We start from the raw sequence: 23,994 nt of genomic DNA, 5'->3' as shown, positions 1-23,994 counted from the left end.
ATATTGGAAGGCGACGCACTTATGTATTTTTCTAAAAAGTGTTTCGCCTATTTTTCAATAAACCTTGTCCAGCCCTTCTTGCGCCAGCGCCTTGCCATAATTACACCTCGAAACCACTCGTCCATTGCGATAGCGAGCCAAGCGCCAAGAACGCCCATGCCGAATGAGACACCAAGGATGTAGGTAAATCCGACACCGAAGCCCCACATACTGACGATTCCGAGTTGAACTGGGAATTTGATGTCACCAGCGCCCTTAAGCGCTGAGATAAAGATGAGGTTAAATACCCGCCCAGCTTCGAGCAGGATGGAGCCGGCGATTAAGCCAGCTGTAAGCGCTAGGATATCCGAATCTTGGGTAAACACACCGACGATTTCGTAACGGAATAAGAAAACAATCAAAGTGATAGTTGTCGAAGCGAGAAAACCCACCACGAAGTATTTCTGTACCTTATGTAGAATCTCATCTACCCAGCCTTTACCTACAAAGTAACTGGTTTGAATCTGGCTCGCTTGACCCAGTGCGAGAGCGAATGCAAAAGAGAGGCGAGCAATATTCTGCGCGTAGGTGAACGCAGCTAATGAGGCTGTGCCCATCTGTACGACAAAATACACTACTGTCATTTGCATCAAGTTATAAGACAGAATCTCACCCGCATTCATCATGCCGATCTTCATGATTTTCTTGTAGAGCTGGCTAGGGATGGTACGCCATTCTTGGAAAGGAAGGTCGATCTGCTTTTGCTTCATCACAAACCACAGCATGATGGTGCCGATGATTTGGCTTAATACCGTTGCGATGGCGACACCGCTCACCCCATAAACAGGCAAACCAAATGGCTGATACAGGGCAATATAGTTACCAATGACATTGATAACACCTGATATTAAGTTAATGAGCATCGGCTCTTTTGAGTAGCCATTACTGCGTAGAATCGTCGCGAATACGATGCCTACGGTGACGTTTATCGTCAAACTACCACTAATAATTAGGTAGTCATAACCGTATTGGGCTACCTGTTGTTCAAGCCCATATAGAATCATGATGCCCTCGGCACTGACGAAAGCACCGATGCTCAACAAGCCTCCGACTAACAGAGCTAACATGGTACTGGCAACGGCAACGTGGGCGGAATCCTTCAGTCTGCCTGAGCCGTTGTATTGGCCAATTAATATACCTGTACCGCTGCTGACCATCATAGAAACGACAATTAAGAAAAAGACGATCTGACTGATCACGCCGACTGCTGATACCGCTTTATCTGAATAGCTACTCAACATAAATACGTCACTGGTACTGAGTGCGGTGCGCAGCAGAATCTCGATGAAAATCGGCCAGGTAAGGGTCACGATGTTCATGCGTTGATCTAAGTTAGATGACGCGGTTTGAGTCGAAGTTGTCATGGGTGAGTGCCCGGTATCAGAAGAGAGGCCAGAGTAGCCGTAAGGGCAATATTGTACTGAAGTTAGAGAGGGGAACGCGAGTTATTTCTGTGCATAATGTCACTGAACAATCATGGCTTATGAAACTGCTAGATAAAAATTGTTAGGAGTGGCTGCAGGATTAGAATTTTATATTTGAAAAAACCGCCACGGATTGACGTGACGGTTAAATGTTAATAGCTATTCGCTTGCTGCCAAAGCTGAGTTAACCACTCTTCACTGGTTAGAGTCCTACCTTGGCAGTCAACGGTGTAGGGAGTCCCAGTGAACCAGCTTTTTGAAGCCACTTCACTAATAAAGACTTGGATATCTGTGACATCGTCTTCTGCATAATCCCATTTTCTACGTAGATGATCGGCGGCTTCTTGTTGAGTATGGCGTTTGCCATTGCGAATGAAGGTGCACTCTGAATGTTCGACTTGAGTGATGAGTTGGGTTACATCATCTGACACATTAGCCATGGCAGGAGTACACAATAGACTCAAACTCATCAAAACAGCGGTACGCTTCATACTTTTTCCTTAGGTTATCGATTCCACCAAGTTTGCAATGGGAGTGGGTTATTGATTTCTAAACGCTGCCCAATTTCTGGGCTCACCATAGTTACGCCACGTTGCTCGCTCAGCTCCATTGCTTGCTGCATAGGTTCATTCCAATCGTGCATAGCGAGATCAAAGGTACTGTTGTGAATAGGCATCATCACTTTACCTTGTAGGTCGATATGCGCTTGAACACTTTGCTCTGGGAACATGTGAATGTCTGCCCATAAGGTATTGTAAGCGCCGGTCTCGATCATAGTAAAATCGAATGGCCCATATTTATCACCAATCTCTTTAAACCCAGAGAAGTAACCTGAATCACCACTAAAGAACACCTTGTTTGTTTGGCCGTTGATCACCCAGCTGCCCCAAAGCGTTCCATCACGGTCGGTCAGCCCACGACCTGAAAAATGCTGGGTTGGTGTGAGAACATACTCTACGTTGTTGACTGTGTATGACTGCCACCACTCTAGTTCCACCACTTTTTCTTTTGGAATTCCCCAGTTGATCATGATTTGGCCGACTTTCAGTGGCGCTAAGAAAACACCCACTCGATCAGCAAGCTGTTTAACCGTTGCTTTATCCAGATGATCGTAGTGATCGTGACTAATCATCACTACGTCAATGTTTGGAAGATCGTCCAAAGAAATCGGCGTTTGATGGAAGCGTTTTGGCCCAGCCCACTGTACTGGTGATGCACGGTCACTGAAGACTGGATCCGTAAGGATAAGCTGGCCATCGATCTTCATCGCGATACTTGAGTGACCAAGGCGATAGATAACATCTTCTTGCTCTTCGGTGAGTTGTTCTGCAGTGATGGCTTGTACAGGCAAATCAAAAGTGGGTGTTGGATTCAGACGTTCAGTCGTGAAGTAAGACTTTGCAATCTTAAGGATGTCGCCCAAACCACTTTTGTACTCAAGCTCTGTATTAGCGAAAGTTTTTGGGTAGTTGGTTTTATTTTTTTCATCAGAACTAGAACAAGAGATGATCGATGTAGTCATGGCAACGGCTCCAACAGTGGCTAAGATAGCTTTTTTCATTCTAAAGATTCACACACAAAGTAAACTGTACGGTGTAGTTTACACTTAGTTCTTTAAAAGTAAACTGCTTAGTGTAAAATAGTGAATGTTAGTTGGGACTAGGATCTTTAACCGTATGAATACAAAAAGAAAAGGACGCAGTGAATTAAAACGCGAAGCGATCCTTACTGCGGCCAAGCAAGCATTTCAGGAATTTGGCGTGCAAAATACCAGCATGGATAAGCTTTCTGCGCTGGCTCAAGTATCCAAGCGAACCGTGTATAACCATTTTTCTTCGAAAGAAGCCTTGGTCGTAGAACTGCTGTCAGAGTTATGGCGCGAAGCCACGACCGAAGAGGAAATCTCTGGCTTGGCAAACCTGTCTTTAGAGGAGCAGTTGATCGTTTTGCTTGAAAGTGAAATCAATGTGGCGACAGCACCTCATTACATTGAACTGGCCAAAGTCGCGATGAGTCACTACTTCCACAAGCCTGAAGAGCTTAAAGAACAAGAGGCGAAGATATCAAAAAAAGATACCGCGATTTTCAGGTGGCTAGGGCAGCAAGTAGAAGTAGGTACGCTGAAAATCGAGGATATTGAATTTGCTAATATTCAATTGCATAGCTTGGTTAAAGGCAGTGCATTTTGGCCTCAAGTCATGGGTATGCACCCTTCCTTAACTCAAGACCAAGCAAGACAGTTGGCAACTCAAACAGCGAAAATGTTCTTAAGTCACTACCGAGCTTAATCACGATGGACTTAGGGTTTGTTTAGGTCAACCTTAACCCGGTAGCATAGACTCTATCTGACGCAGAAGCTGTTGAATGTCATGCTTATTGTAGTTCGAGATTTCCTTTTCCTCGCTGCTTCTGCGTTCAATTAAATCGACCGGTACATGGTGCTGATGCAGCTCGATGTTCGGTTGATTGCCAAGTTCAATCAGTTTCATTGCTTGAATGACAGCTTGCCTGCCAATTTCTTTGAAATCTTGTTTGATGGTCGTTAGAGGAGGGGTGAAGTAAGCACTATCCTCAATGCCATCAAAACCCACCACCGCTACTTGTTCTGGCACGCGAATGTTCAGTTCATACAGCGCTCGTAGTGCGCCAAGTGCCATTTGGTCACTAGCAACCAGCACCGCATCAAACTGTTTGTTTTGAGCAAAGGCCTCACGAATCGCTAAGTAACCACTTTGTGCCTGCCAATCACCGGTGTAACGCCAAGCGATCTGTCTTTCCTCTTGCTTGATGATCTTTAGCCAGCTTTCAAGGCGTACTTGCGACGCACTCGAGTTTTCCGGACCAGTAATCAGCATAAATGAGCCTCGACCGCGATTAATTAAATGAGCTGCGGCTTGCTCAGCCCCTTCGGCATGAGCACCATGAACGAAGTGAACAGGTGCGGTTTCAGGGACATCAATAAACACCAGTTTGAGGCTTTGGAATTGCTCCTCCACCTTTAGAGCATTTTCACTGGTCAGAGGAACATTGAGTACCACCCCTTCAACTTGCTGTGCAATAAGCTCTCTGATCGCCTCTTGTACATTGGCTAGTGTGGGTTCAGAGACCACAGAGATTGCAGTACCACAATCTAAGTCATGCGCCATATGGCGAACACCGTTGGCAATTAAAGCTGCACCATGTAATGCCATATCTAAAGTGACCAAGCCAATGTTTTTTGATTTTGCACGGCTGAGCATTTGCGCCCCTTTATTTGGCACGTACCCCAACTGCTTAATGGCTTGATTTACCTTCTTTCGTGTTTTTTCCGCCACATTCTCTGATCCATTAGTGACACGAGAAACGGTTTGAGTAGAGACGCCAGCCAGTTTAGCCACATCTTTGAAGGTCACGGTCATGGTGTTTTCATCCAAGTAAAAATGTCTTGAATAACATATCCGAATGTTTCCGAAAACAAAGAGATCTAGTGCAAATAAAGTCAATTTCAGACCCGCTTTAGATCACAATAAATGGCATTCCAGCTACTAATTAGGATTAAACAGAGCAAGATGGCGCTCAATTAATGTTTACGAAAACAAAAAATAAAACCAAATTTGAAACGGAAGGGTTGAACAGGTCATGAGTAAGTTTGTCCATCTACAAAGCAATAACCACAGTCTGATTATCAAAACAGACCGAGTGCCAGAAATTCTTCACTGGGGTGCAAAGATTGCACAGATCGATGAAGACCTTTTGCTATCGACAGAGCGCCCTATCTCTCAGGCTCGTTTAGATGTTGATGTACCTTTATCACTATGTCCTGAGCTTGGTAGTGGTCACTTCAATGCGCCGGGTATTGAGGGGCACCGTGATGGTTTTGATTGGGCACCCGTGTTCAAGTTGACATCAACTCAGGTTGAAGACAATCAAGCGATGTTTGTGATGGCTGATGAGGTTGCCAAGCTTGAGTTAACTGTTGAATTGAAGCTGAATGTGAACACGGATGTGGTTCAAAAGCGCGTTAGTGTTAAAAACCTCGGTGACAGCAAATACTACCTTGGCAAACTCTCTTCGACCTTACCTTTGCCAAACCACGCTAATGAGTTAATGACTTTCCATGGTCGCTGGTGTCATGAGTTCCAAACTCAGCGTCAACGTTTTGAACATGGCGGCTTCATGCAAGAGAACCGTCGTGGTCGTACATCACATGAAAACTTTCCAGGGCTATTTGTGGGGACAAATGGTTTTAGTGAACAGCTTGGCCAGGTGTGGGGCTTCCACCTTGGTTGGAGTGGCAACCATCAAATGCGTGCAGATGTACGTAGTGATGGTCGTCGCTTCGTTCAAGCTGGTGAGCTCTTACTTTCTGGGGAATCCATTCTTGAAGCGGGAGATGAGTACCAAACACCTTGGTTGTATGGCTGTTATAGCAACACAGGTCTAAATGGTATCTCACAACGTTTCCAACAATTTGTTCGCGAGAACATTGTGAAGTTCCCAGTTAGTAAGCCACGCCCGGTACACCTAAATACATGGGAAGGCATCTACTTTGACCACAAACCAGAATACATCATGCAGATGGCAACCGAAGCAGCTGAAATGGGTGTAGAGCGTTTCATTATTGATGATGGCTGGTTCATCGGTCGTGATGGTGAACGAGCAGCGTTGGGTGACTGGTACCTAGACGAGGTGAAATACCCGGACGGTCTAGAGCCTGTGATTAACCACGTGAACCAACAAGGTATGGAGTTTGGTCTTTGGGTTGAGCCTGAAATGGTGAGCCAAGACTCAAACCTATACCGCAACCACCCTGATTGGGTGCTAGGTTTGCAAGGCTATCATCAACCATCAGGTCGTTGGCAGTATGTGCTTGATCTACAAAATAAAGATTGCTTCAACTACTTGTTTGAGCGTCTTAACGATCTATTGACTCGTTACAACATTACTTACCTTAAGTGGGATATGAACCGCGAGTTGGTTCAGCCTGGCCACCAAGGTCGCCCTGCGGTACATGGTCAAACCCAAGCGTTGTACCGCTTAGTGGATGAGTTGAATAAAGCACACCCAGAAGTCGAGATTGAATCTTGTTCTTCAGGCGGCGGTCGTATCGACTTCGAAATCCTCAAACGTACCCAGCGATTCTGGGCGTCGGACTGTAACGATGCGCTTGAGCGCCAATCGATTCAGAAGGGCATGAGCTACTTCTTCCCACCGGAAGTGATGGGTGCACATATCGGTCCTTACGAGTGTCACTCAACCAATCGTCGTCACGGTATCAACATGCGGGGGGTCACAGCGCTTGGTGGTCACATGGGGGTTGAGCTTGACCCTGTGAAAGAGTCAAAAGAAGAGAAAGAGGCCTTCTCTCGCTATATCGCGCTACACAAAGAATATCGCCATGTGCTTCACGGTGGCCGTAGCTTCCGTATCGATCCAGCAGACAAGAATCAGAACATATACGGCGTAGAGAGCGATGATGAAATGCTAATTACGGTTTGCCAATTGGCAATGCCAGACCACGCTCTGCCTTCACCATTGCGTATCAGCTGCGCTGACGTGAATGCGAAGTATCAAGTGAAGTTGGTTGAGATGCCTCAAACCAGTTTTCAATTGATGAAGCAGCGCCCTAAGTGGTTGGACAAAACACTAACGCTAAGCGGCGACAACCTGAAAGAGATTGGCCTAACTTTGCCAATTCTTGACCCTGAATCAGCGTTGATCGTGCACCTACAAAAAATCTAATTAACAAACAGAAAAGCCCAAGAAAACATGGCAAGGGTGCGGTGATAGTGTCGGTTCGCATCCTTGTCGTAAACAAAAAAATCTATATTAAGATCCAATAATTAAGGACAAAATTATGCCAATGACAATCCTACTGTCATTCTTTTTCTTCACTGGCTTCGTGGTGTTTTTCACCTGGTCGCGTGTGAAGAATCAGAAAAATGATTCAAAAGATGGCTTCTTCCTCGGAGGCCGAAGCCTGACCGGTGGCCTTATCGCAAGTTCACTTATCCTAACCAACCTTTCTGCAACCAGCTTTGTAGGGATGAGTGCTCTGTCGTTTAAAGGTAACATGTCAGTGATGGGCTATGAAGTTGCATCAGGTATTACCCTGATCATCATTGCTCTATTCCTAGTACCACGCTACCTAAAGCAGGGTATTACCACGATTCCTGATTTCCTAGAATCGCGCTATGACCTGTCTGTTAAGCAGTTTGTCACGGTTCTGTTCTTGCTGAGCTACATCATCAACCTACTGCCAAACACGCTTTACGCAGGGGCAATGGTTATCGGTGGCATCTTCGATGTGGAGACAATGCTGGGTATTAGTCGCTTCCAAGCGATCCTGCTTATTGCATCAATTATCGGTTTTCTTGGTCTGTTCTACGCAATCTACGGTGGCCTGAAAGCGGTCGTAATCGCAGATACGCTAAACGGTGTCGGCCTGATTGTAGGTGGCCTAATGATCCCAATCTTCGGTCTGATCGTTCTTGGTGACGGTAGCTTCATGGAAGGCGTTAACGTTATTAGCACTAACGCAACGGATAAGCTTCAAGCGGTGGGTGCAGAAGATGATCCAAACGTACCATTCTCAACCATGTTCACAGGTCTGCTGCTAGTAAACCTTTACTACTGGGGTACGGACCAAGCAATTATCCAACGTGCTCTTGGTGCGAAGAACCTCAAAGAGGGTCAAAAAGGTGTAATCCTAGCGGGTGCCGTTAAGGTTATCACACCGCTATTTTTAATCATCCCAGGTATCATCGCATACCACATGTTCGGTACGGTTGATGCAGCAGGTCAAAGCTACGAAGCCGACACCATGTACACTCGTCTGGTAAACGAAGTACTGCCTAAACCATTGGTTGGTTTTTTCCTAGCAGCAATGTTTGGCGCAATTCTGTCTACGTTTAACGGCGTACTGAACTCGTCAACAACTCTGTTTACGCTGAACGTTTACAAGCCTTTATTTGATAAAGAGAACAAGCTTTCTGATGAACAGCTAGTAAACAAAGGTCGTTCATTTGGTCTGTTTATCGCTATTCTGTCTGTTGGCATTGCGCCGTTTATCATGTTCGCTCCAAACGGTCTGTTCGATTTGCTACAACGTCTAGCAGGTCTATTCAGCGTGCCAATCTTCACTATCGTATTCATGGGTTACGTGACTAAGCGTGTACCAGCGGTAGCGGCGAAAGTATCACTAGCAGTATTCGTAGCGGCTTACGGTATCGTTCAGTTTACCCCAGCGGCAATGCATGATTACCTTGGTCCATTAAAACCACTGGCGGAGTTACACTTCTTCCACCAACTCGCGGTACTGTTTGTTGCATGTTGCGCCATTATGCTGGCTATTGGTAAGGTTCGCCCACGTGATACTGACTACGTACTGCCAGTAAACGAAGCGATGGACATCAAACCTTGGGAGTTCCGTTTCGAAGCTTCTGCAGTGATTCTATACATGGTACTTGGCGCTTACATCACGTTCTCTGACCTAGGCCTAGTGGCAGGTGACACTTCATTCATGGTGACTTACGCACTGTGTGGCATCGTGATTCTGGGTGGTTTGTTCGCTCGTATTAGAAAGAAGCAAGCGAAAGCAGCTCAATTAAAAGCACAAGAAGCGTAACGTTTAAAAACACCATTTCGTGATAAAAACAAAGCCCGTTGACGAGTAAGTTAACGGGCTTTTTCTAGTTCTCATTGCTGGGTAAACAGACCCTAACCAAAGTTAGCTTTATTTAGTAAAAAAGTCGTTGTAGAGCATGTAAAGGTGAGCAGCACTCCAAGAGAAGTTCGGTGCACCTTGTTGAGCGCCGGTCAATGGATTGTAGTTCTCACGAATTGGCCCATCTTGTACCAAGCCATCGGCATGGTTGAAGAAGTTGGTTGCCATCTCTACTGCATCATCACGGTAACCGTATTTCTCCATACCTTTCAGGCCAAAGTAGAATTGGTCTACCCAAACACGTCCACGCCAGTAGATATCTGGACCGAATGCTGGGTTAGTTAGTGAGGCGGTACCTAGAGGAACATGAGTGTTGAACTCATTACTATCTTTCATCACTTTTACGACAGAATCTGAGTGTTCTTGTGTTGCAGCGCCATTGAACAGCGGTGACCAGCCTTCAGGGCCTTTTCCACGTTCGACGATTGGCTTGCCCGCACAGCCGTTGACTAGCGGTTGATCTTCGATACGAATATCGTAGAAGAAACCCGTACTCTCATCGAACATACAGGTGTTGATGTAATCTGCGAGCTTGTCAGCTTTTTCATTGAACTCGTTCGCTTCGTCAGCTTTGCCTAAGATCTCCGCCATCTGTGCAAGGTATTGGTTATCGCTGTACATGTAGCTCGCTTGGTCAACGGATTCTTGAAGCAGTGAGTAACCCAGTAGTACACCTTCTTGCGAACGGTTTTGCGCGAACTCGACATCCCAGTCGCTACGTTTGCCGCCGTTTGCTACGTAAGCATCGAGCTGCTCGCTGTCGATAAAGCCAAATACTGCGGCATCATCACGGCCCGACTCCCAGGACGCAGCTGTCTGCGCTGGGATCTCGATGTGGTCGTATTGACCGTTCTTGATGATCTCTCGGTATTGCTCTAAGCCACTAAAGATTTGCTCTTTGTCGCCGCGTTTTACCGTAAAGGTCATTTGGCCGCTAGGCGTGTTGTGGGCTTTGTCACGTGACGCTCCGTATTCAGGCACACCGTTGCCGTTGTTATCACGGTTTCTTAGCCACCAGTTGTGGTAAGCCACAAGCTTTGGATACATCTCTTCTAACCAAGCTTCATCGCCTGTGGTTTTGTATACTTCCATGACAGCCCAAGCCGCTAGGCTTGGTTTGGTATTACGTTCGTTCCAGTTGCCACCGTCACCGCCACGCTCTGGACTTTGGTTGTATGCCAGGAGATCAGGAACAAAGCCTTCATCCCAAGGGCGTACTGAATCGTCAGCTTGGATCTGGTAAGCAAACATCGCGCGAATATTGTCTTTTGCGACGTCTGGGTTGAAGTGTGCCATTGCATAAGCTTGCTTCCATGTATCCCATGGCCAAGTTTGGTTACCAGAGAACCAACGTGCGGTGACTGAAGGAGTAACCGAATCGAACTTCATGGCACCGGCGACACCACGCCAGTTTCCGTTCAAGGTTTCCATCGCTTTAACAGCGACGCGTTCTTGCTCTGGCGTGGCATTTGGGTTGGTTAAACCGGCTTGTAGATACTCTTCCCAGCGTTGTTCAGAGGCATCAAAGTACTGTTGTGGGTTGGCAAGAATATCTGTGATCTTTGCTTGTTCTGCTTGGTTTTCTTCTGCGGTGAGAACATGGGTATAGGTGGTGTAAAGCGTGGTTGATCCGTCTACCGAGGCTTTTGATACAAATGATTTTCCATTCACTTCGGTATTCATCGGAATAGATTTGTGGATTTGATACTCAGACTCGCCAGAAGTTAGCAGGCTCCAAGTTGCACGAACCTGACCAAAGGTTACCGCTAGGCCATCATCCGTCGCAGTGATCTGACGATTATAATCTGGGTATGCTTGGTCGATAGTTTTATCGGACTGAGCTTCACCCTCTTTCGCATAATATTTCTCTAGTAGCTCACCATCCCAAACCAACTCCAAAGCTGAATCAGAAGTGATCTTAGTTTCCAATAGTGAAGTACGGTTTGTCGCAAAGCGCATTGTCATTTCAATGATTACATCGTCTGATGTGAGCTTTTGAATCAATGCTCCTGGAATACTGTAGGCTTCCATCGTAAATGACACCTTTTGACCATCCTTGTAGATGCTCAGGCGGTCAAAGTTGTTTGCCATGAAGTTGATGTATTCTTCGGTTAGTAGAGCGGTACCAGGGAATCCCCCCATCCCTTCATCGTTATCAGGTAAGAGATGGCCATGCCATGCACCTTTATCAAAGAATGGGTTAAAGCGCTGGTGGTCATCGAAGTCGTAGTCACGCATATATTCAGGTGAGCCCGTACGATCAATCACATTTTTAAAGTTTAGTGCTTGGGCATCATCGCTGGTGGTTGAGTCAACAGAAGCGCAGCCCGATACGATTAGGGCGGTAGAAATGGCGGCAAATAGAGTATTCAATTTCATCGTTTAATCTCGGTTATTAAAAACGTCGTTACTCTAGAGGTGGGGGAGTCTCTGTGATAACAGAGAGGATCATATCGACAAGCGAATTGGGTTAAAACGCTTTCAGTTTAAAAGTGTGATCCTTTTAGTAAAATATTTACCTAGGTTTTAATTTAGACTTTACCTATTCAACAAACGAAAAAACGCCGCAAGGTCTGCGGCGTTTTTATTTATTTAGAACATAGACTTAAGCTTGAGTTGCTGGTTCTGATGTCACGTCTTCAGATTGCTTTAGTGCTTGTTTCTTCTCGAAGCGAGATATCCACCACCAAGCGATACCTGAGAACACCGCCGTCATAAATACGTTCACGAAGAACGCTTGTACTAGGTCAACGCCTGTTGGGAATGCTGATGCTGTCATACTTACTACGAAGATGGTGATGAGTACCGAAACCACTGCCATACCTTGAGTACGTGTGCCCATGCGGAAATCACGTGGGGTATCATCGTGCTTCAGACGGAAGACAAAGTACGCTGCCATGATGAAGATAGGTGGAAGCATTGCTGTACCAGCCGTTAGGTTAATAGCGGTGTTCATCATGTCTTGTACCGATTCAGAACCGAAGCCATTCACGATTAGCATTACGAGTACGAACGCGAATTGCCACCATGCTGCGCGGACGGGAACACCGTGTTCGTTAAGCTCGGTTGTTTTCTCACCGTAAACGCCTTTTGGAATCTCAGAGAAGTGGATTTTAACCGGTGCTGCTGTCCACATCATCATTGAGCCGAACATTGCTACGAATAGGATGATACCAACGAAGCGGCCAACCAGACCTTCAGATATATTGAAGTACTGAGCCATACCAGTGAAGATTTCAACCATGCCGCCAGCGTAGGTTAGGTCTTCACGAGCTACGAATACGTTAACCAACAGTGAACCAACCGCGTACATAGTGCCGATTGCGATACCTGCACCGATGATGACCTTGATGAATGACTTATGACCGCCTTTCACATCGTTTAGATAAGCTGCTGCAGTTTCAGCGCCACCTGCTGCTTGGAAGATCCAACACATGATACCTAGCGTTGCCCAGTTAATGGTTGGCGACATTGCCTCCATAGTGATTGGTTGTACTGGCTCGTGATTACCACCCAGTGCCATTAGTGCACCGATCACGTAGATAAAGAACAGAGCAAATACACCGTAAGCGACGATTTCAGAGATCTTCCCTAACCAAGTTGCGCCTTTCGTCGAGATATGCGTCGCTGCTGCGAATAGCACAATCGAGATTGCCGAGGTCACCATTGGAGAGAACGCGTACTCGTAACCAAGCATTGCGTAAGATGCGTATGCGATTACGTTTGGTAGCAGTGACACGAACCAGAACAGGTTTACAAACCAGTAAAGGAACGAGCCAAGGTAAGCCGCTTTAGAACCTAGTGGTTTTTTCAGCCAGTCGTACATACCAGATTCTGAGTTTTTGTTCGCAGATACAAACTCAGCAATGATAAATACGAACGGGATAAAGTAGACAAGGGTTGCAAGCAAGAAGATAGGTGCCGAGCTTAAACCCAGTTCGATGTTGTTGTTTACGATGTTACGAACGTTAAATACCGCCGCAAACGTCATGGATAGTAGGGCGAATTTGCCTAACTTACCGCGTACAGATTCAGACATAATGTCCTCCGGTTTCACTGAATATTAGTGCGTCACTTTTTTGTGATGCTTTGTTATTTAGGTGGGCCAGATCCTTATGTCCGGCCCGTATTTTATCTGGTCATTGACTAATGACTTATTTATTTAGGAAGTATCCATCCTCAATTGTGACTTTCAACACAACCTTGCGAACTCGGCTGTCACCGTGGAAGCGATAGGCTTTGCTGTTATCAAAGATTGCAACTTGACCTTCGTGTAATTGTTGAGTTTCACCACGGCCAACCAGGTGCTCACGGTCAGTTTCATCGCTGTAAGCTTGGATTTGTTCAAGCTGAGACTTGTTAGCAAATTCGACCGTTTCGCGTCCCTCTAGGTAGTAATGAACGTCAAAGTAACGACGATTACCGATGAAGTTTTCAGTATGACGAGCCACGCCGTCTTCAATCATGTAAGCCAGCGAGTCACCAATGGAATACATCACGCCATCTTTGATATTGCCGATGTTCTCAATCGCTTCGACGCAGCGTTGCCACTTACGACCATCGCGATATACCACTTTGAATTGTTCTAGGTTTGGTAAAACGATCATGGGTTACGCCTCGTTACTTTCTGTTGTTACAGAGGTTGATGTGGTGAAGAAGTTGTCTTCAAACTTGTGGTTTACCAATGTCTGAGCGCTACAGTCACCCGCTTGGAATGGAATCAAAGTTAAGCCGTAGCGGAACTCTTCCATGTAAACACGGTAAGAATCGAGAACCTCGCTACCCCAAGAGTTCGAACCTAATCCCATTACTTGGTGGTCAAGGTTCAGTGTGATGTAGCCGCTTTTCTCTAGCTCGATGGTGTGTTGAGATTCATGTAAGTTTTTGTTGGTATAGAACCAAGCACTGAAGTTGATTTCTTGCTGTGGTTTAATCGCAATTCCGTTACCCGCTCGGCTTGATAGTGCTGTCCAGCGAACATGTTGACGGTTGCCGTTGTTTTGCGGGAATGGGTAGTTTTCAAACATTTCAGAGACGGTCGATTGGTAAACGTCAATCAAGTTGGCTTGTTTGCTGTCTTGATAGTTCTCTTCTGGGCCTCGGCCGTAGTATTGAACTTGGTCAAACTCTCCATTGATGCCTAGGTCTAAGCCGATAACGGGAATCACATGCGGGTAATCGCCGTAGCGTTCACCGCTGAGTTCAATGTTCAATTGTCCTTCAGCATTGATTTGGTAGCGGTATTTACAGCGCATACCGAAATCAAACACAGGGGGTGCAATGATGCTGGTGGTTGTGATGTCGACTTTGCCGCTGTTTTCTTCTACTTTTAATGTACGGAAGTGCTCTTGCATGATTTGTAGATGCGCTGGCTCCCAGTAACCATCGTGCTCTTGCTTATGGTTATCGATCATCGGTTTAAAGAAGCTCAGCTTGGGCTCAGATTTAATCAGTTCTTCACCGTTCACTAACCAAGAGGTGAGTTTGCCGTTTACCTTGCTAAAGTTGAGTGCAAAGTTGTGGCCTTTAATAAGATAGCCAAGGCGTGACTCCTCAACTTGAAGTGCAGTTGCGTTGGTATTGGTGAAGCTTTCAAGTTGCGCAGTGTTCTCTTTAATTTGGAACTGGTAAACCGCGACGTCATGGTTTGCTTCACTGTAAGGTGTACGAGTGTCTTTTCGTACCGTGAAATTAACGAACACTTCACGCTCATCCATTTCTGGCAGGGTAATCGCTAACTCGCGGCTCGAGTTTTCAGCAAGTTCTTTTGCTTTTAGTTGGATAACTTCAAGCGTTTCACCCTCAGCACGGATTTCCGCTGTGATGGTGTAATCATCGATGTTAGAGAACCAAAGTTTATTATCGACAGTGAACGTGCCGTCTTCTGCGTTGAAATCGCGGATCTTCACAGGTGCGATCACTTGCTTGTACTCTTTTAGGCCAGGGCCCGGGGTTTGGTCTGGGTAAATCAAACCATCCATGCAGAAGTTGTAGTTGTTTGGATAGTCGCCGTAATCGCCACCGTACTTGTAGAACTCTGTGCCTGTTTCATCACGTGCAAGAATGCCGTGATCACACCACTCCCATACGTAATGACCTTGAATCGAATCATGCTTATAGAACACGTTTTGATATTCAGTCAAACCACCAGGGCCGTTACCCATTGCGTGTGCGTATTCACAAATGATGCGTGGCTTTTCGTGTGGGTACTCACCAAATGCGTTCATCAATTGTGCGCGAGAGTACATAGTAGAAATCACGTCTACCACTTCCGCATCGCGATCTTCTTCGTAGTGAACTAGGCGAGTGTCATCAATGGCTTTTGCAGAATCGTACATAGAGCGAATATTGCAGCCATAACCAGACTCGTTGCCTAGTGACCACATGATGATCGATGGGTGGTTCTTTTGAGCGTGAATATGACGCTCAATGCGTTCAACGAACACCGCCTCCCATGCTGGATCATTAGTGATGCGGTCCAGATCGCCAACGTTAGCAAAACCGTGGGTTTCTACATCGGTTTCACCCATCACAAATAGGCCGTAGATATCACATAGCTCGTAGAAGCGAGGGTCATTTGGGTAGTGAGCAGTACGTACCGAGTTGATGTTGTGTTGCTTCATCAAGATCAGGTCTTTTTCGACACGATCCATACCAACCGCACGACCTTTTAGGTGGTCGTTGTCGTGACGGTTTACACCGTGCAGCATCACGTATTTGTTGTTGATGTAGAATAGTCCGTCACGCACTTTAATATCGCGGAAACCGACACGCTGAGGAATGATCTCCAGAATCTTACCTTGCTCATCTTTCAGCGTGAGCAGCAGGTGGTAAAGGTATGGGGTTTCTGCGTTCCACTGGGTTGGGTTGACGACATCAATTGCAAATTGAGTCGATGTTTTGTTATCAACCAAAATGTTGTCAACAGAGCCTTGTGAGATAGCCTGTTTACCGTCGTAAAGTACGTATTCAAGGTTGGCATTTGCCGCTGTTGCAAGGTTTTCTAGCTCAACCTCACAAGAGAGTGTTGCGCTTTGGTAGTTGTCATCAAAGTCTGTGCGAACCATCAAGTCTTGAACGTGCAACTGCTCTTTACCGACTAGGTAAACATCACGGAAGATACCGCCAGTCCACCACATGTCTTGGTCTTCGATGTAAGTTGAGTCTGCCCACTGCATGACGCGAATGGAAAGTAGGTTATTGCCTGTGTTTACGTGCTGTGAAATATCGAACTCAGCCGTTAAGCGACTGCCTTTACTAAAGCCAACATATTGGCCGTTCACATACACTTCGAAGTAGGTCTCGACGCCATCGAACTTGATGATGGTTTGTTTGTCATGCCAGTTTTCACCCAGGTAGAATGAGCGTTGATATGCGCCGGTTGGGTTATCTGTAGGGACGAAAGGTACATCGATAGGGAATGGGAAACCTTCATCTGTGTATTGAAGATCACCGTGGCCTTCCATTTGCCACATGTTAGGAACGGTAATGTGTCCCCAGTCTTTCATTTCTTGGGTATAAAACTCTTCAGGAACTAGTAATGGGTTCGTAAAGTAGTTGAATGACCACTGACCACTAAGTAGTTGAAAATGATTACTTAATTCACGTTGAAACGTTCTTGCGTTTTTTTCTGAGCCGTATGAGAAGAAGTAGGCGCGAGGTGCCATACGATTCTCATGCAGATGTAGGAAGTTTTCCCAGTTGTTCACGTTGTTCTCTCCCTCGGTTTTCGCTGATGCAGCCAGCAGACCGACGTTCTATGAATAAAAGCTCTTTGAGCATCTGGGAAAGATATTAAGTAAAACTTTTACTAAAATAAATTAATGTAAACGTTTTACTTTAACTAGATCACGTTTTGCTAGCAGACTGTTCCTCTAGGTGTGATCGAGTTAAAAATTAACCATGGGATGACGTACGTTCTATGACAGAGTTGGGATGTTGAAAGGTATAGATAAAAAAAGGAGGCGAACGCCTCCTTTGAAGATCGGTTAAGGTTGAATAAAAGTTTTACTAATATTGTTCGACTGAAGGAAACCTTTTCTCCAGCATTGGCAGTAACACGTCAAGCCAATTCTGATAAGCAAAAGCATTTAGGTGTAAATCATCGCAACTGCACTCTAAGGGAAGGATACCTTCAGGGCTCAGCGATGTGTTTAAATCGATAAATATATGGCCCTGCTGTTCGCAGTACGAGTTTAACCATGAGTTGAGCGCTTCTACTTTTGGGTTCAGCGCCGCCATACGCGTACCAACATATAGTGTTGATTGAACCCAAACCTCAATGCCGCTCTCTTGCCAAGTATCGATTAGGGTTTGATAGTTCTTGATGACAGAATCTACAGAGTAACCTTGTGCAAGGTCATTGATGCCAGCCATCACACATACGAGCTGAGGGTTACAATTTAATGTTGTCTCAAGTCGTTGGATCATACCGCTGGTGGTATCGCCCGCGAGTCCACGGTTGCTGAGGCTGATATCGGTTATGGCATCATGCCATGGACCCCACTCGGTGATAGAATCACCGAACATCACTAAATCACTCTGTTTAGAGAAGTGGGTATGGTTATTCTTAGCCAAAATAAAGCGACTCATCTTATGGGCTCTCTGATTTAAGTCGAGGCTTTGAGCAATCTGTTTGAATACATCACCAGGGATAGGTTGCTGCCAATCATGTTGCGATAAGTGAGTCTGGATAAGTCCATCTATCTCACTATTGAATGCGGAAATTTTTGTCTTGAGGTTATGTTCTTCTCGCAATTGATCAAGTTCATTGACCAATGCATACATCGAGCGTGAAGGGTTTTGGGTATACAACTCATGAAGATCTAAGCATTGGTTATTCTTGAGTACTTGAACTAATTCATCACGACTCATTGTGTCGTTCCTCTTAGCTTTAATTTACCCGGAACATAGAGGCGAATCGGGATCTCTCGGTCATCACGTTGCTTTTCAATGATGAGGTTGATTGACTGCACGCCCATCATTTCGGAGTGAATTCTTACTGTAGAAAGCGAAGGGAAGGTGAACTTAGCCGTTGGGATATCATTTACACTGATCAATGCAATGTCTTCAGGGATCGATAAACCGTGCTCATGAATAGCGCGTAAAACACCGATTGCTATTGAGTCTGAAGCGATAAAAAGCGCACTTGGGTAGTCGCCGGTTTTGAGCATTTTTTTGGTCAGCTCGTAACCTGATGAACTGGTAAAATCGCCACGGTAGATATCTTGGTCCTTTACCACGCCTTTCAAGCTACCATATTCGGCAAAGGCTTCTTCGCGGATATCAGGCGTCGATTCGCTATCTTGGCCACCAATAAAGCCAATGCGCTGATAACCTTGCTTAATAAAGTAATCTGTAACCTGCTTACTAATACGAGTGAGGTCGATATCCACAGAGTCAAACGGTTGAGCATGATCGGTGAAGTCAACATAACAGATGTTGTCTGTGATTTTCTTTACTTGATTAATTACTTTCGTGTTTGAACGACCAACTAGCACCACGCCAGTCACATTGCTCAGGCCTGTATCCAGTTGATTGTCATAACAGTTGGTGAGTTCGATGCTCAGTTTTTCACACTGGGTTTCAATACCGTGACGGATAGAAAGATAGTATGGGTCAGCGACCTCTGCTTCTTGTTTGTAGTTATACAAAGCGACAATGTGTTGGTGTTGCTTTTTAGCGACCGTCGCGCGCTTTGCTGTGGTCGTGCGATATTCCAGTTTTTCGGCAATTTCAAAGATGCGGCGCTTGGTTTCCTCTTTCACGCTTAGCGTCGGATCATCATTTAACACGCGAGAAACGGTTGCCAAAGAGACATTAGCTTCCTGTGCGATGTCTTTTAAAGTAGCCATGTTGTGTCCTAAATAATTCTTTTACTTCTATTCTTAGCTTTAAGCATTGTAAAGCGTTTAAAAAAGACACTCCAACGATTTTAGTAAAACTTTCTAACTATCGATAAATCGGACTATTTTTAGTCCAATTGAATGATGGGTAGTGTTTTTTTTGTGCGGATTAATGTCTTAAACAGATTATAAACGCGTCGGTGATATGAGTGTAATGTTTTGTGGAAACGTTTACACAATGGGAATTTGATCACAGAACCTAACCGAGTGCTGCTGCTAAACTTACTTCAGTAATAACGCAAACGCATTTGTTTAATGAAACAATTTAGGTAGGAGATTCAACGTGAAAGTATTGGTCACCGGAGGCATGGGTTACATAGGCAGTCACACCTGTGTGCAAATGATAGAAGCGGGTATGACTCCCGTGATTTTAGACAACCTGTGTAACAGTAAAGAAGAGGTGCTTTCACGTATTGAAGCTCTTACTCAGGTGAGACCTGAGTTTATTGAAGGGGATATTCGAGATGAGGCGCTGCTTGATCAAGTGTTTGTGAACCATAATATCCAAGCTGTGATTCACTTTGCTGGTTTGAAAGCGGTCGGTGAGTCAGTGGCAAAACCACTGGAGTACTACGACAACAACGTAAATGGTTCCCTAGTACTCGCTCGCTCAATGCGTAAAGCGGGTGTTAAGAGCATTGTGTTTAGCTCTTCAGCAACAGTTTATGGCGACCCAGACGTAGTACCTATTACCGAGGATTCTCCAACAGGTGCGACAACCAATCCATACGGTCGCAGCAAGTATATGGTAGAGCAATGCCTTTCTGATTTGTTCCAAGCAGAAGACGATTGGAGCATCACCTTACTGCGCTACTTCAACCCTGTTGGTGCTCATCCATCTGGCACCATGGGTGAAGACCCTCAAGGTATTCCGAACAACCTGATGCCATTCATTGCGCAGGTTGCGGTTGGCCGCCGTGAAAAACTTTCAGTATTTGGTGATGACTATTCAACGCCAGATGGCACAGGTGTTCGCGACTACATTCATGTTATGGATCTTGCTGATGGACACATCGCGGCATTAAAAGCAGTGGGTGAAAAATCAGGTCTGCACATTTACAACCTAGGTACGGGTAAAGGCTCAAGCGTACTCGAGATGGTAGAAGCCTTTGGCAAAGCGTGTGGTAAGCCTGTTCCTTATGAGATCTGCCCTCGTCGCCCTGGTGATATTGCAGAGTGCTGGGCAAGTACGACCAAAGCGGAGCAAGACCTTGGTTGGAAAGCAACTCGCAATGTCGACGCAATGACGGCAGACACCTGGAACTGGCAATCAAACAACCCGGAAGGGTACTAAACATCGTTATTCCCTGCAGTTAGCGTAAGTGCAGCAGGGAGCTTTAACACAAGAATTAATCACCAAAGCGGACAGTAAACGCTTTGGATTGAAGAAAGAAAAGAGTACCTCAATGTCTAATATTGAATTTAACCCAGTGGATCACCCACACCGCCGCTACAACCCATTGACGGGTCAGTGGATCTTGGTTTCTCCACATCGTGCGAAGCGCCCATGGAGTGGCCAAGATGAAAAGCCTTCTACCGAAGAGTTACCAGCTTACGACAAAGAATGTTTCTTGTGTCCAAGCAACACGCGTATCTCTGGTGATGAAAACCCAGATTACGAAGGCACTTATGTATTCAGCAATGACTTTGCGGCATTGATGCCGGACTCACCGGATGCACCAGAGTCTGCAAACCCGCTATTTAAAACTCAGGGTGTGCGTGGTTTGAGCCGTGTTATCTGTTTCTCGCCAGATCACAGCAAAACGTTGCCAGAACTATCCGTTGCTAAAATTCGTGGTGTGATAGATACATGGAACGAGCAAATTGAAGAGTTAGGTAAAGACTACCTTTGGGTTCAAGCCTTTGAAAACAAGGGTGAAACCATGGGCTGTTCACAGCCACACCCACACGGTCAAATCTGGGCGAATAGTTTCTTACCAAATGAAATAGAGCGCAAAGAGAAGCTTCTGAAAGAGTACTACCAAGAGCAAGGTTCAAACCTGTTGGTGGACTACGTTCAGGCTGAAATGAAAGATGGTGAGCGTACTGTCGTTGAAACCGAACACTGGATTGCGGTGGTGCCTTATTGGGCGGCATGGCCGTATGAAACCATGCTTCTGCCAAAAACACACATTCGTCGCATTAGTGAACTAACAGACGAGCAGCGTGACGATTTAGCGGTTGCAATCAAGAAGCTGACGAGTCGTTATGACAATCTGTTCCAGTGCTCATTCCCTTACTCGATGGGCTGGCACTATGCGCCGTTCTTCGAAGAAGGAACGGATATCGAACACTGGCAGCTACACGCTCTGTTCTATCCACCACTGCTGCGTAGCGCCACTGTGCGTAAATTTATGGTTGGCTATGAAATGCTTGCAGAATCTCAGCGTGACTTAACGGCAGAGCAAGCGGCACAGCGTCTACGTGACTTAAGTGACGTGCATTATAAAGAACAATAACGGCTGTCTTATTTGAAGCTGTAATGACGAAAGCTACAGTTTCAATCCGGCAAGCAGAAGAATAAAAGTGGCTTTAGGTTTGGAGCTACTACCAATTAATAAAACAGTTTGAGAATTTACTATGTCTGATCTAATCCAAAACGTGAAAGCCTCTTTCAATGAAGTATTGAATTATTCACCGACTCATATCGTTCAAGCGCCAGGTCGTGTAAACCTAATTGGTGAACACACCGATTACAACGATGGTTTCGTACTGCCGTGTGCGATCAACTACCAGACTGTAGTGGCTGCAGCAAAGCGTGACGACAACATCGTGCGTGTTGTTTCTGTTGACTACGGAAATGCCCTCGATGAATTTGATATCACCCAAGAAATCACCTTCCAAGAAAACAAAATGTGGGCAAACTACATCCGTGGTGTTGTGAAGTGTTTGATTGGTCGTGGTTATAAGCTGGGTGGTGCTGATATCTCTGTAAGTGGTGACGTTCCACAAGGTGCAGGCTTGAGCTCTTCTGCAGCACTGGAAGTTGTGATTGGTCAAACCTTCAAGGTGCTATACAACCTGGAAATCACTCAAGCTGAGATTGCGCTTAATGGTCAACAAGCAGAGAACGAATTCGTTGGTTGTAACTGTGGCATCATGGACCAGATGATTTCAGCAGAGGGTCGTGAAAACCATGCGATGCTGCTGGATTGTCGTAGTCTTGAAACTACCGCTGTATCTATGCCTGAGGATATGGCGGTGGTTATCATTAACTCAAACAAGAAACGTGGCTTGGTTGACAGTGAATACAACACTCGCCGTGAACAATGTGAAGAAGCAGCACGTATCTTTGAAGTGAAAGCACTGCGTGATGTGACCATTGAGCAATTCAATGTCAAAGCAGCGGAACTTGATGAGATGGTTGCAAAACGTGCGCGTCACGTTATCACTGAAAATGACCGTACAGAGGAAGCTGCAAAAGCACTGATTTCGGGTGATATGAAACGCATGGGTGAGCTGATGGCAGAATCACATGCCTCAATGCGTGATGATTTTGAAATTACGGTGAAAGAAATTGATACCTTAGTGGGTATCGTGAAAGAGGTAGTCGGTGACAAGGGTGGCGTTCGTATGACAGGCGGCGGCTTTGGTGGCTGTATCGTCGCACTAGTACCGCCAAGTCTGGTTGATGACGTGAAAGCGACCGTTGAAGCGAAGTACGAAGCTTCAACGGGACTAAAAGAGTCCATTTACGTTTGCCAAGCGAAAAATGGCGCAGGTTTGGTGGAAACACTATAAACCGAATAGATAACAAAGCCCCTTAAATGGGGCTGTTTGCATATTTGCGATGATAAAAATGATGTCGAAAGTCGCATATGGAAACAAAAGGAAATGAATGATGGATACAACGACATTAGAACTCACAATGGGTAAATCGGAGGCTTACGATGGGCTTCCTGCAAAGGTCATTACTCTAACCAATCGTATTGGTATGCAAGTAGCGTTTATGGATATTGGTGCAACATGGCTTAGCTGCCTCGTACCCGTTCAAGAGAGAAAGCGCGAAGTATTGTTAGGCGTTACCAATATGACTGACTTTGATAAACAGAGCAGTTATATGGGAGTGACAGTCGGTCGCTATGCCAACCGAATTGCGAATGGTCAGTTTGAGGTCGATGATAAAGCATACCAAGTGTTGACCAACCAAGCGGGTAACGCACTCCATGGTGGACCAAATGGCTTTGATAAACGTCGTTGGCAGGTTGAAGCGCAATCCGAAACTCATGTCGTATTTACGCTGAACTCAGAAGATGGCGATCAGGGTTTCCCGGGTAATCTTACCGTCTCGGTTCGGTACGAGATTACCGACGACAACGATGTGACGATCCGCTACTTTGCTCAGACCGATAAAGCAACAGTGGTGAACCTGACTAATCATGGCTATTTCAATCTGCTTGGTGCCGAGTCTGGCTTTGACTGTCTTGACCATATCTTGAGTGTGAACAGTGCTCAGTACTTGCCGACAACAGAGGTTGGCATTCCATTAGGCGAACTTGAGAGTGTTGATGGCACTGGCTTTGATTTCCGAGAGCCAAAGGTGATCTCTCAGCAATTTATGCAAGACGAACAGCAAGTGCCTGCGCGTGGTTTTGATCACTCCTATCTTTTAAATACAGATACGCAATCAGGAACGTGCGCAGCAACTGTGACGTCTCCTGACAGTTTAATTACGCTCAAACTCTATACTGATAAACCAGCAATGCAGCTGTATACCGGTAACTGGTTGGAGGGTACTCCGAATCGACAAGATGGTGAGTATGTCGCACATGCCGGTGTTGCATTGGAGACGCAGTTCCTTCCAGATTCTCCGAATCACCCAGAGTGGCCTCAACCAAGCTGTATTCTGCAACCTAGTGAGGAATATAGTTTCTACACTCGCTATCAGTTTGTGGTGTAAATCCTAGAGCAATTTCATTCG

At 45.7% G+C, this 23,994-nt stretch carries 17 protein-coding genes; 7 read left to right on the top strand and 10 right to left on the bottom strand.

All coding sequences use genetic code 11. The features are described 5' to 3' along the window. Nucleotides 1-47: 47 nt before the first annotated feature. From DPF91_RS15030 to DPF91_RS15020, 3 genes are all read right to left on the bottom strand, one after another. Nucleotides 48-1,403, bottom strand: a complete 1,356-nt coding sequence (locus DPF91_RS15030; protein WP_241033838.1) for an MATE family efflux transporter — start codon at nucleotides 1,401-1,403, stop codon at nucleotides 48-50. Between the two features lie 212 nt (nucleotides 1,404-1,615). Continuing rightward, nucleotides 1,616-1,954, bottom strand: coding sequence for a DUF5329 family protein (locus DPF91_RS15025; protein ID WP_117235250.1), 339 nt, complete (start codon nucleotides 1,952-1,954; stop codon nucleotides 1,616-1,618). A 14-nt stretch (nucleotides 1,955-1,968) separates the two neighbouring features. Continuing rightward, nucleotides 1,969-2,985, bottom strand: coding sequence for an MBL fold metallo-hydrolase (locus DPF91_RS15020; RefSeq protein ID WP_117235354.1), 1,017 nt, complete (start codon nucleotides 2,983-2,985; stop codon nucleotides 1,969-1,971). Nucleotides 2,986-3,139: 154 nt separating this feature from the next. Here DPF91_RS15020 and DPF91_RS15015 point away from each other — a divergent pair, with 154 nt between their 5' ends. Next, complete coding sequence (locus tag DPF91_RS15015; RefSeq protein WP_117235249.1) at nucleotides 3,140-3,751, top strand: TetR/AcrR family transcriptional regulator; 612 nt, start codon at nucleotides 3,140-3,142, stop codon at nucleotides 3,749-3,751. A 33-nt stretch (nucleotides 3,752-3,784) separates the two neighbouring features. On the opposite strand, the gene DPF91_RS15010 is transcribed toward DPF91_RS15015, so the two are convergent. Continuing rightward, nucleotides 3,785-4,861: a LacI family DNA-binding transcriptional regulator gene (locus DPF91_RS15010; protein ID WP_117235248.1), complete on the bottom strand. Its 1,077-nt coding sequence runs from the start codon at nucleotides 4,859-4,861 to the stop codon at nucleotides 3,785-3,787. 220 nt (nucleotides 4,862-5,081) lie between these two features. Between DPF91_RS15010 and DPF91_RS15005 the strand changes: the two genes are divergently transcribed. Together DPF91_RS15005 and DPF91_RS15000 are read left to right on the top strand one after the other, a co-directional pair. Further along, complete coding sequence (locus DPF91_RS15005; protein WP_117235247.1) at nucleotides 5,082-7,184, top strand: alpha-galactosidase; 2,103 nt, start codon at nucleotides 5,082-5,084, stop codon at nucleotides 7,182-7,184. Nucleotides 7,185-7,299: 115 nt separating this feature from the next. Next, on the top strand, nucleotides 7,300-9,069 hold the full coding sequence (locus tag DPF91_RS15000; protein WP_117235246.1) for a solute:sodium symporter family transporter: 1,770 nt from the start codon (nucleotides 7,300-7,302) through the stop codon (nucleotides 9,067-9,069). A 108-nt stretch (nucleotides 9,070-9,177) separates the two neighbouring features. Here the strand turns inward: DPF91_RS15000 and ygjK are convergent, their stop codons facing one another. The 6 genes from ygjK to ebgR all read right to left on the bottom strand — a co-directional run bounded on the left by ygjK (nucleotide 9,178) and on the right by ebgR (nucleotide 19,022). Beyond that, nucleotides 9,178-11,547 carry an alpha-glucosidase gene (gene ygjK / locus DPF91_RS14995; protein ID WP_117235245.1) on the bottom strand — a complete coding sequence of 790 codons (2,370 nt, stop codon included), beginning with the start codon at nucleotides 11,545-11,547 and terminating at the stop codon, nucleotides 9,178-9,180. 226 nt (nucleotides 11,548-11,773) lie between these two features. Continuing rightward, the gene (locus DPF91_RS14990; RefSeq protein WP_117235244.1) at nucleotides 11,774-13,207 is read right to left on the bottom strand and encodes an amino acid permease; all 1,434 of its coding nucleotides are present in this window, start codon (nucleotides 13,205-13,207) and stop codon (nucleotides 11,774-11,776) included. A 115-nt stretch (nucleotides 13,208-13,322) separates the two neighbouring features. Then, entirely contained in the window at nucleotides 13,323-13,775 is a 453-nt protein-coding gene (locus DPF91_RS14985) for a beta-galactosidase subunit beta (protein ID WP_117235243.1), read from the bottom strand. Between the two features lie 3 nt (nucleotides 13,776-13,778). Next, nucleotides 13,779-16,877 (bottom strand): beta-galactosidase subunit alpha, encoded by a 3,099-nt coding sequence (gene ebgA, locus DPF91_RS14980; protein ID WP_117235242.1) that lies wholly within the window; start codon nucleotides 16,875-16,877, stop codon nucleotides 13,779-13,781. A gap of 301 nt (nucleotides 16,878-17,178) precedes the next feature. Then, nucleotides 17,179-18,042: an SGNH/GDSL hydrolase family protein gene (locus tag DPF91_RS14975; RefSeq protein WP_117235241.1), complete on the bottom strand. Its 864-nt coding sequence runs from the start codon at nucleotides 18,040-18,042 to the stop codon at nucleotides 17,179-17,181. Next, nucleotides 18,039-19,022, bottom strand: a complete 984-nt coding sequence (gene ebgR / locus DPF91_RS14970; RefSeq protein ID WP_117235240.1) for a transcriptional regulator EbgR — start codon at nucleotides 19,020-19,022, stop codon at nucleotides 18,039-18,041. Before ebgR ends, DPF91_RS14975 begins: the two co-directional genes overlap by 4 nt. 334 nt (nucleotides 19,023-19,356) lie before the next feature. Between ebgR and galE the strand changes: the two genes are divergently transcribed. The 4 genes from galE (at nucleotide 19,357) to galM (ending at nucleotide 23,973) form a co-directional block, all read left to right on the top strand. Then, on the top strand, nucleotides 19,357-20,367 hold the full coding sequence (gene galE, locus DPF91_RS14965; protein WP_117235239.1) for a UDP-glucose 4-epimerase GalE: 1,011 nt from the start codon (nucleotides 19,357-19,359) through the stop codon (nucleotides 20,365-20,367). A 112-nt stretch (nucleotides 20,368-20,479) separates the two neighbouring features. Further along, a complete protein-coding gene (locus DPF91_RS14960; protein ID WP_117235238.1) occupies nucleotides 20,480-21,532 on the top strand; it encodes a UDP-glucose--hexose-1-phosphate uridylyltransferase in 1,053 nt (350 codons plus the stop codon). 121 nt (nucleotides 21,533-21,653) lie between these two features. After that, nucleotides 21,654-22,814, top strand: coding sequence for a galactokinase (gene galK / locus DPF91_RS14955; RefSeq protein ID WP_117235237.1), 1,161 nt, complete (start codon nucleotides 21,654-21,656; stop codon nucleotides 22,812-22,814). Between the two features lie 97 nt (nucleotides 22,815-22,911). Further along, complete coding sequence (galM, locus tag DPF91_RS14950; RefSeq protein ID WP_117235236.1) at nucleotides 22,912-23,973, top strand: galactose-1-epimerase; 1,062 nt, start codon at nucleotides 22,912-22,914, stop codon at nucleotides 23,971-23,973. Nucleotides 23,974-23,994 lie beyond the last annotated feature (21 nt).

Source organism: Vibrio maerlii (assembly GCF_003415655.1).
Taxonomy (GTDB): domain Bacteria; phylum Pseudomonadota; class Gammaproteobacteria; order Enterobacterales; family Vibrionaceae; genus Vibrio; species Vibrio maerlii.
The sequence above is the reverse complement of the archived record's forward strand: the minus strand, read 5'-3'. Positions and strand labels throughout refer to the sequence as shown.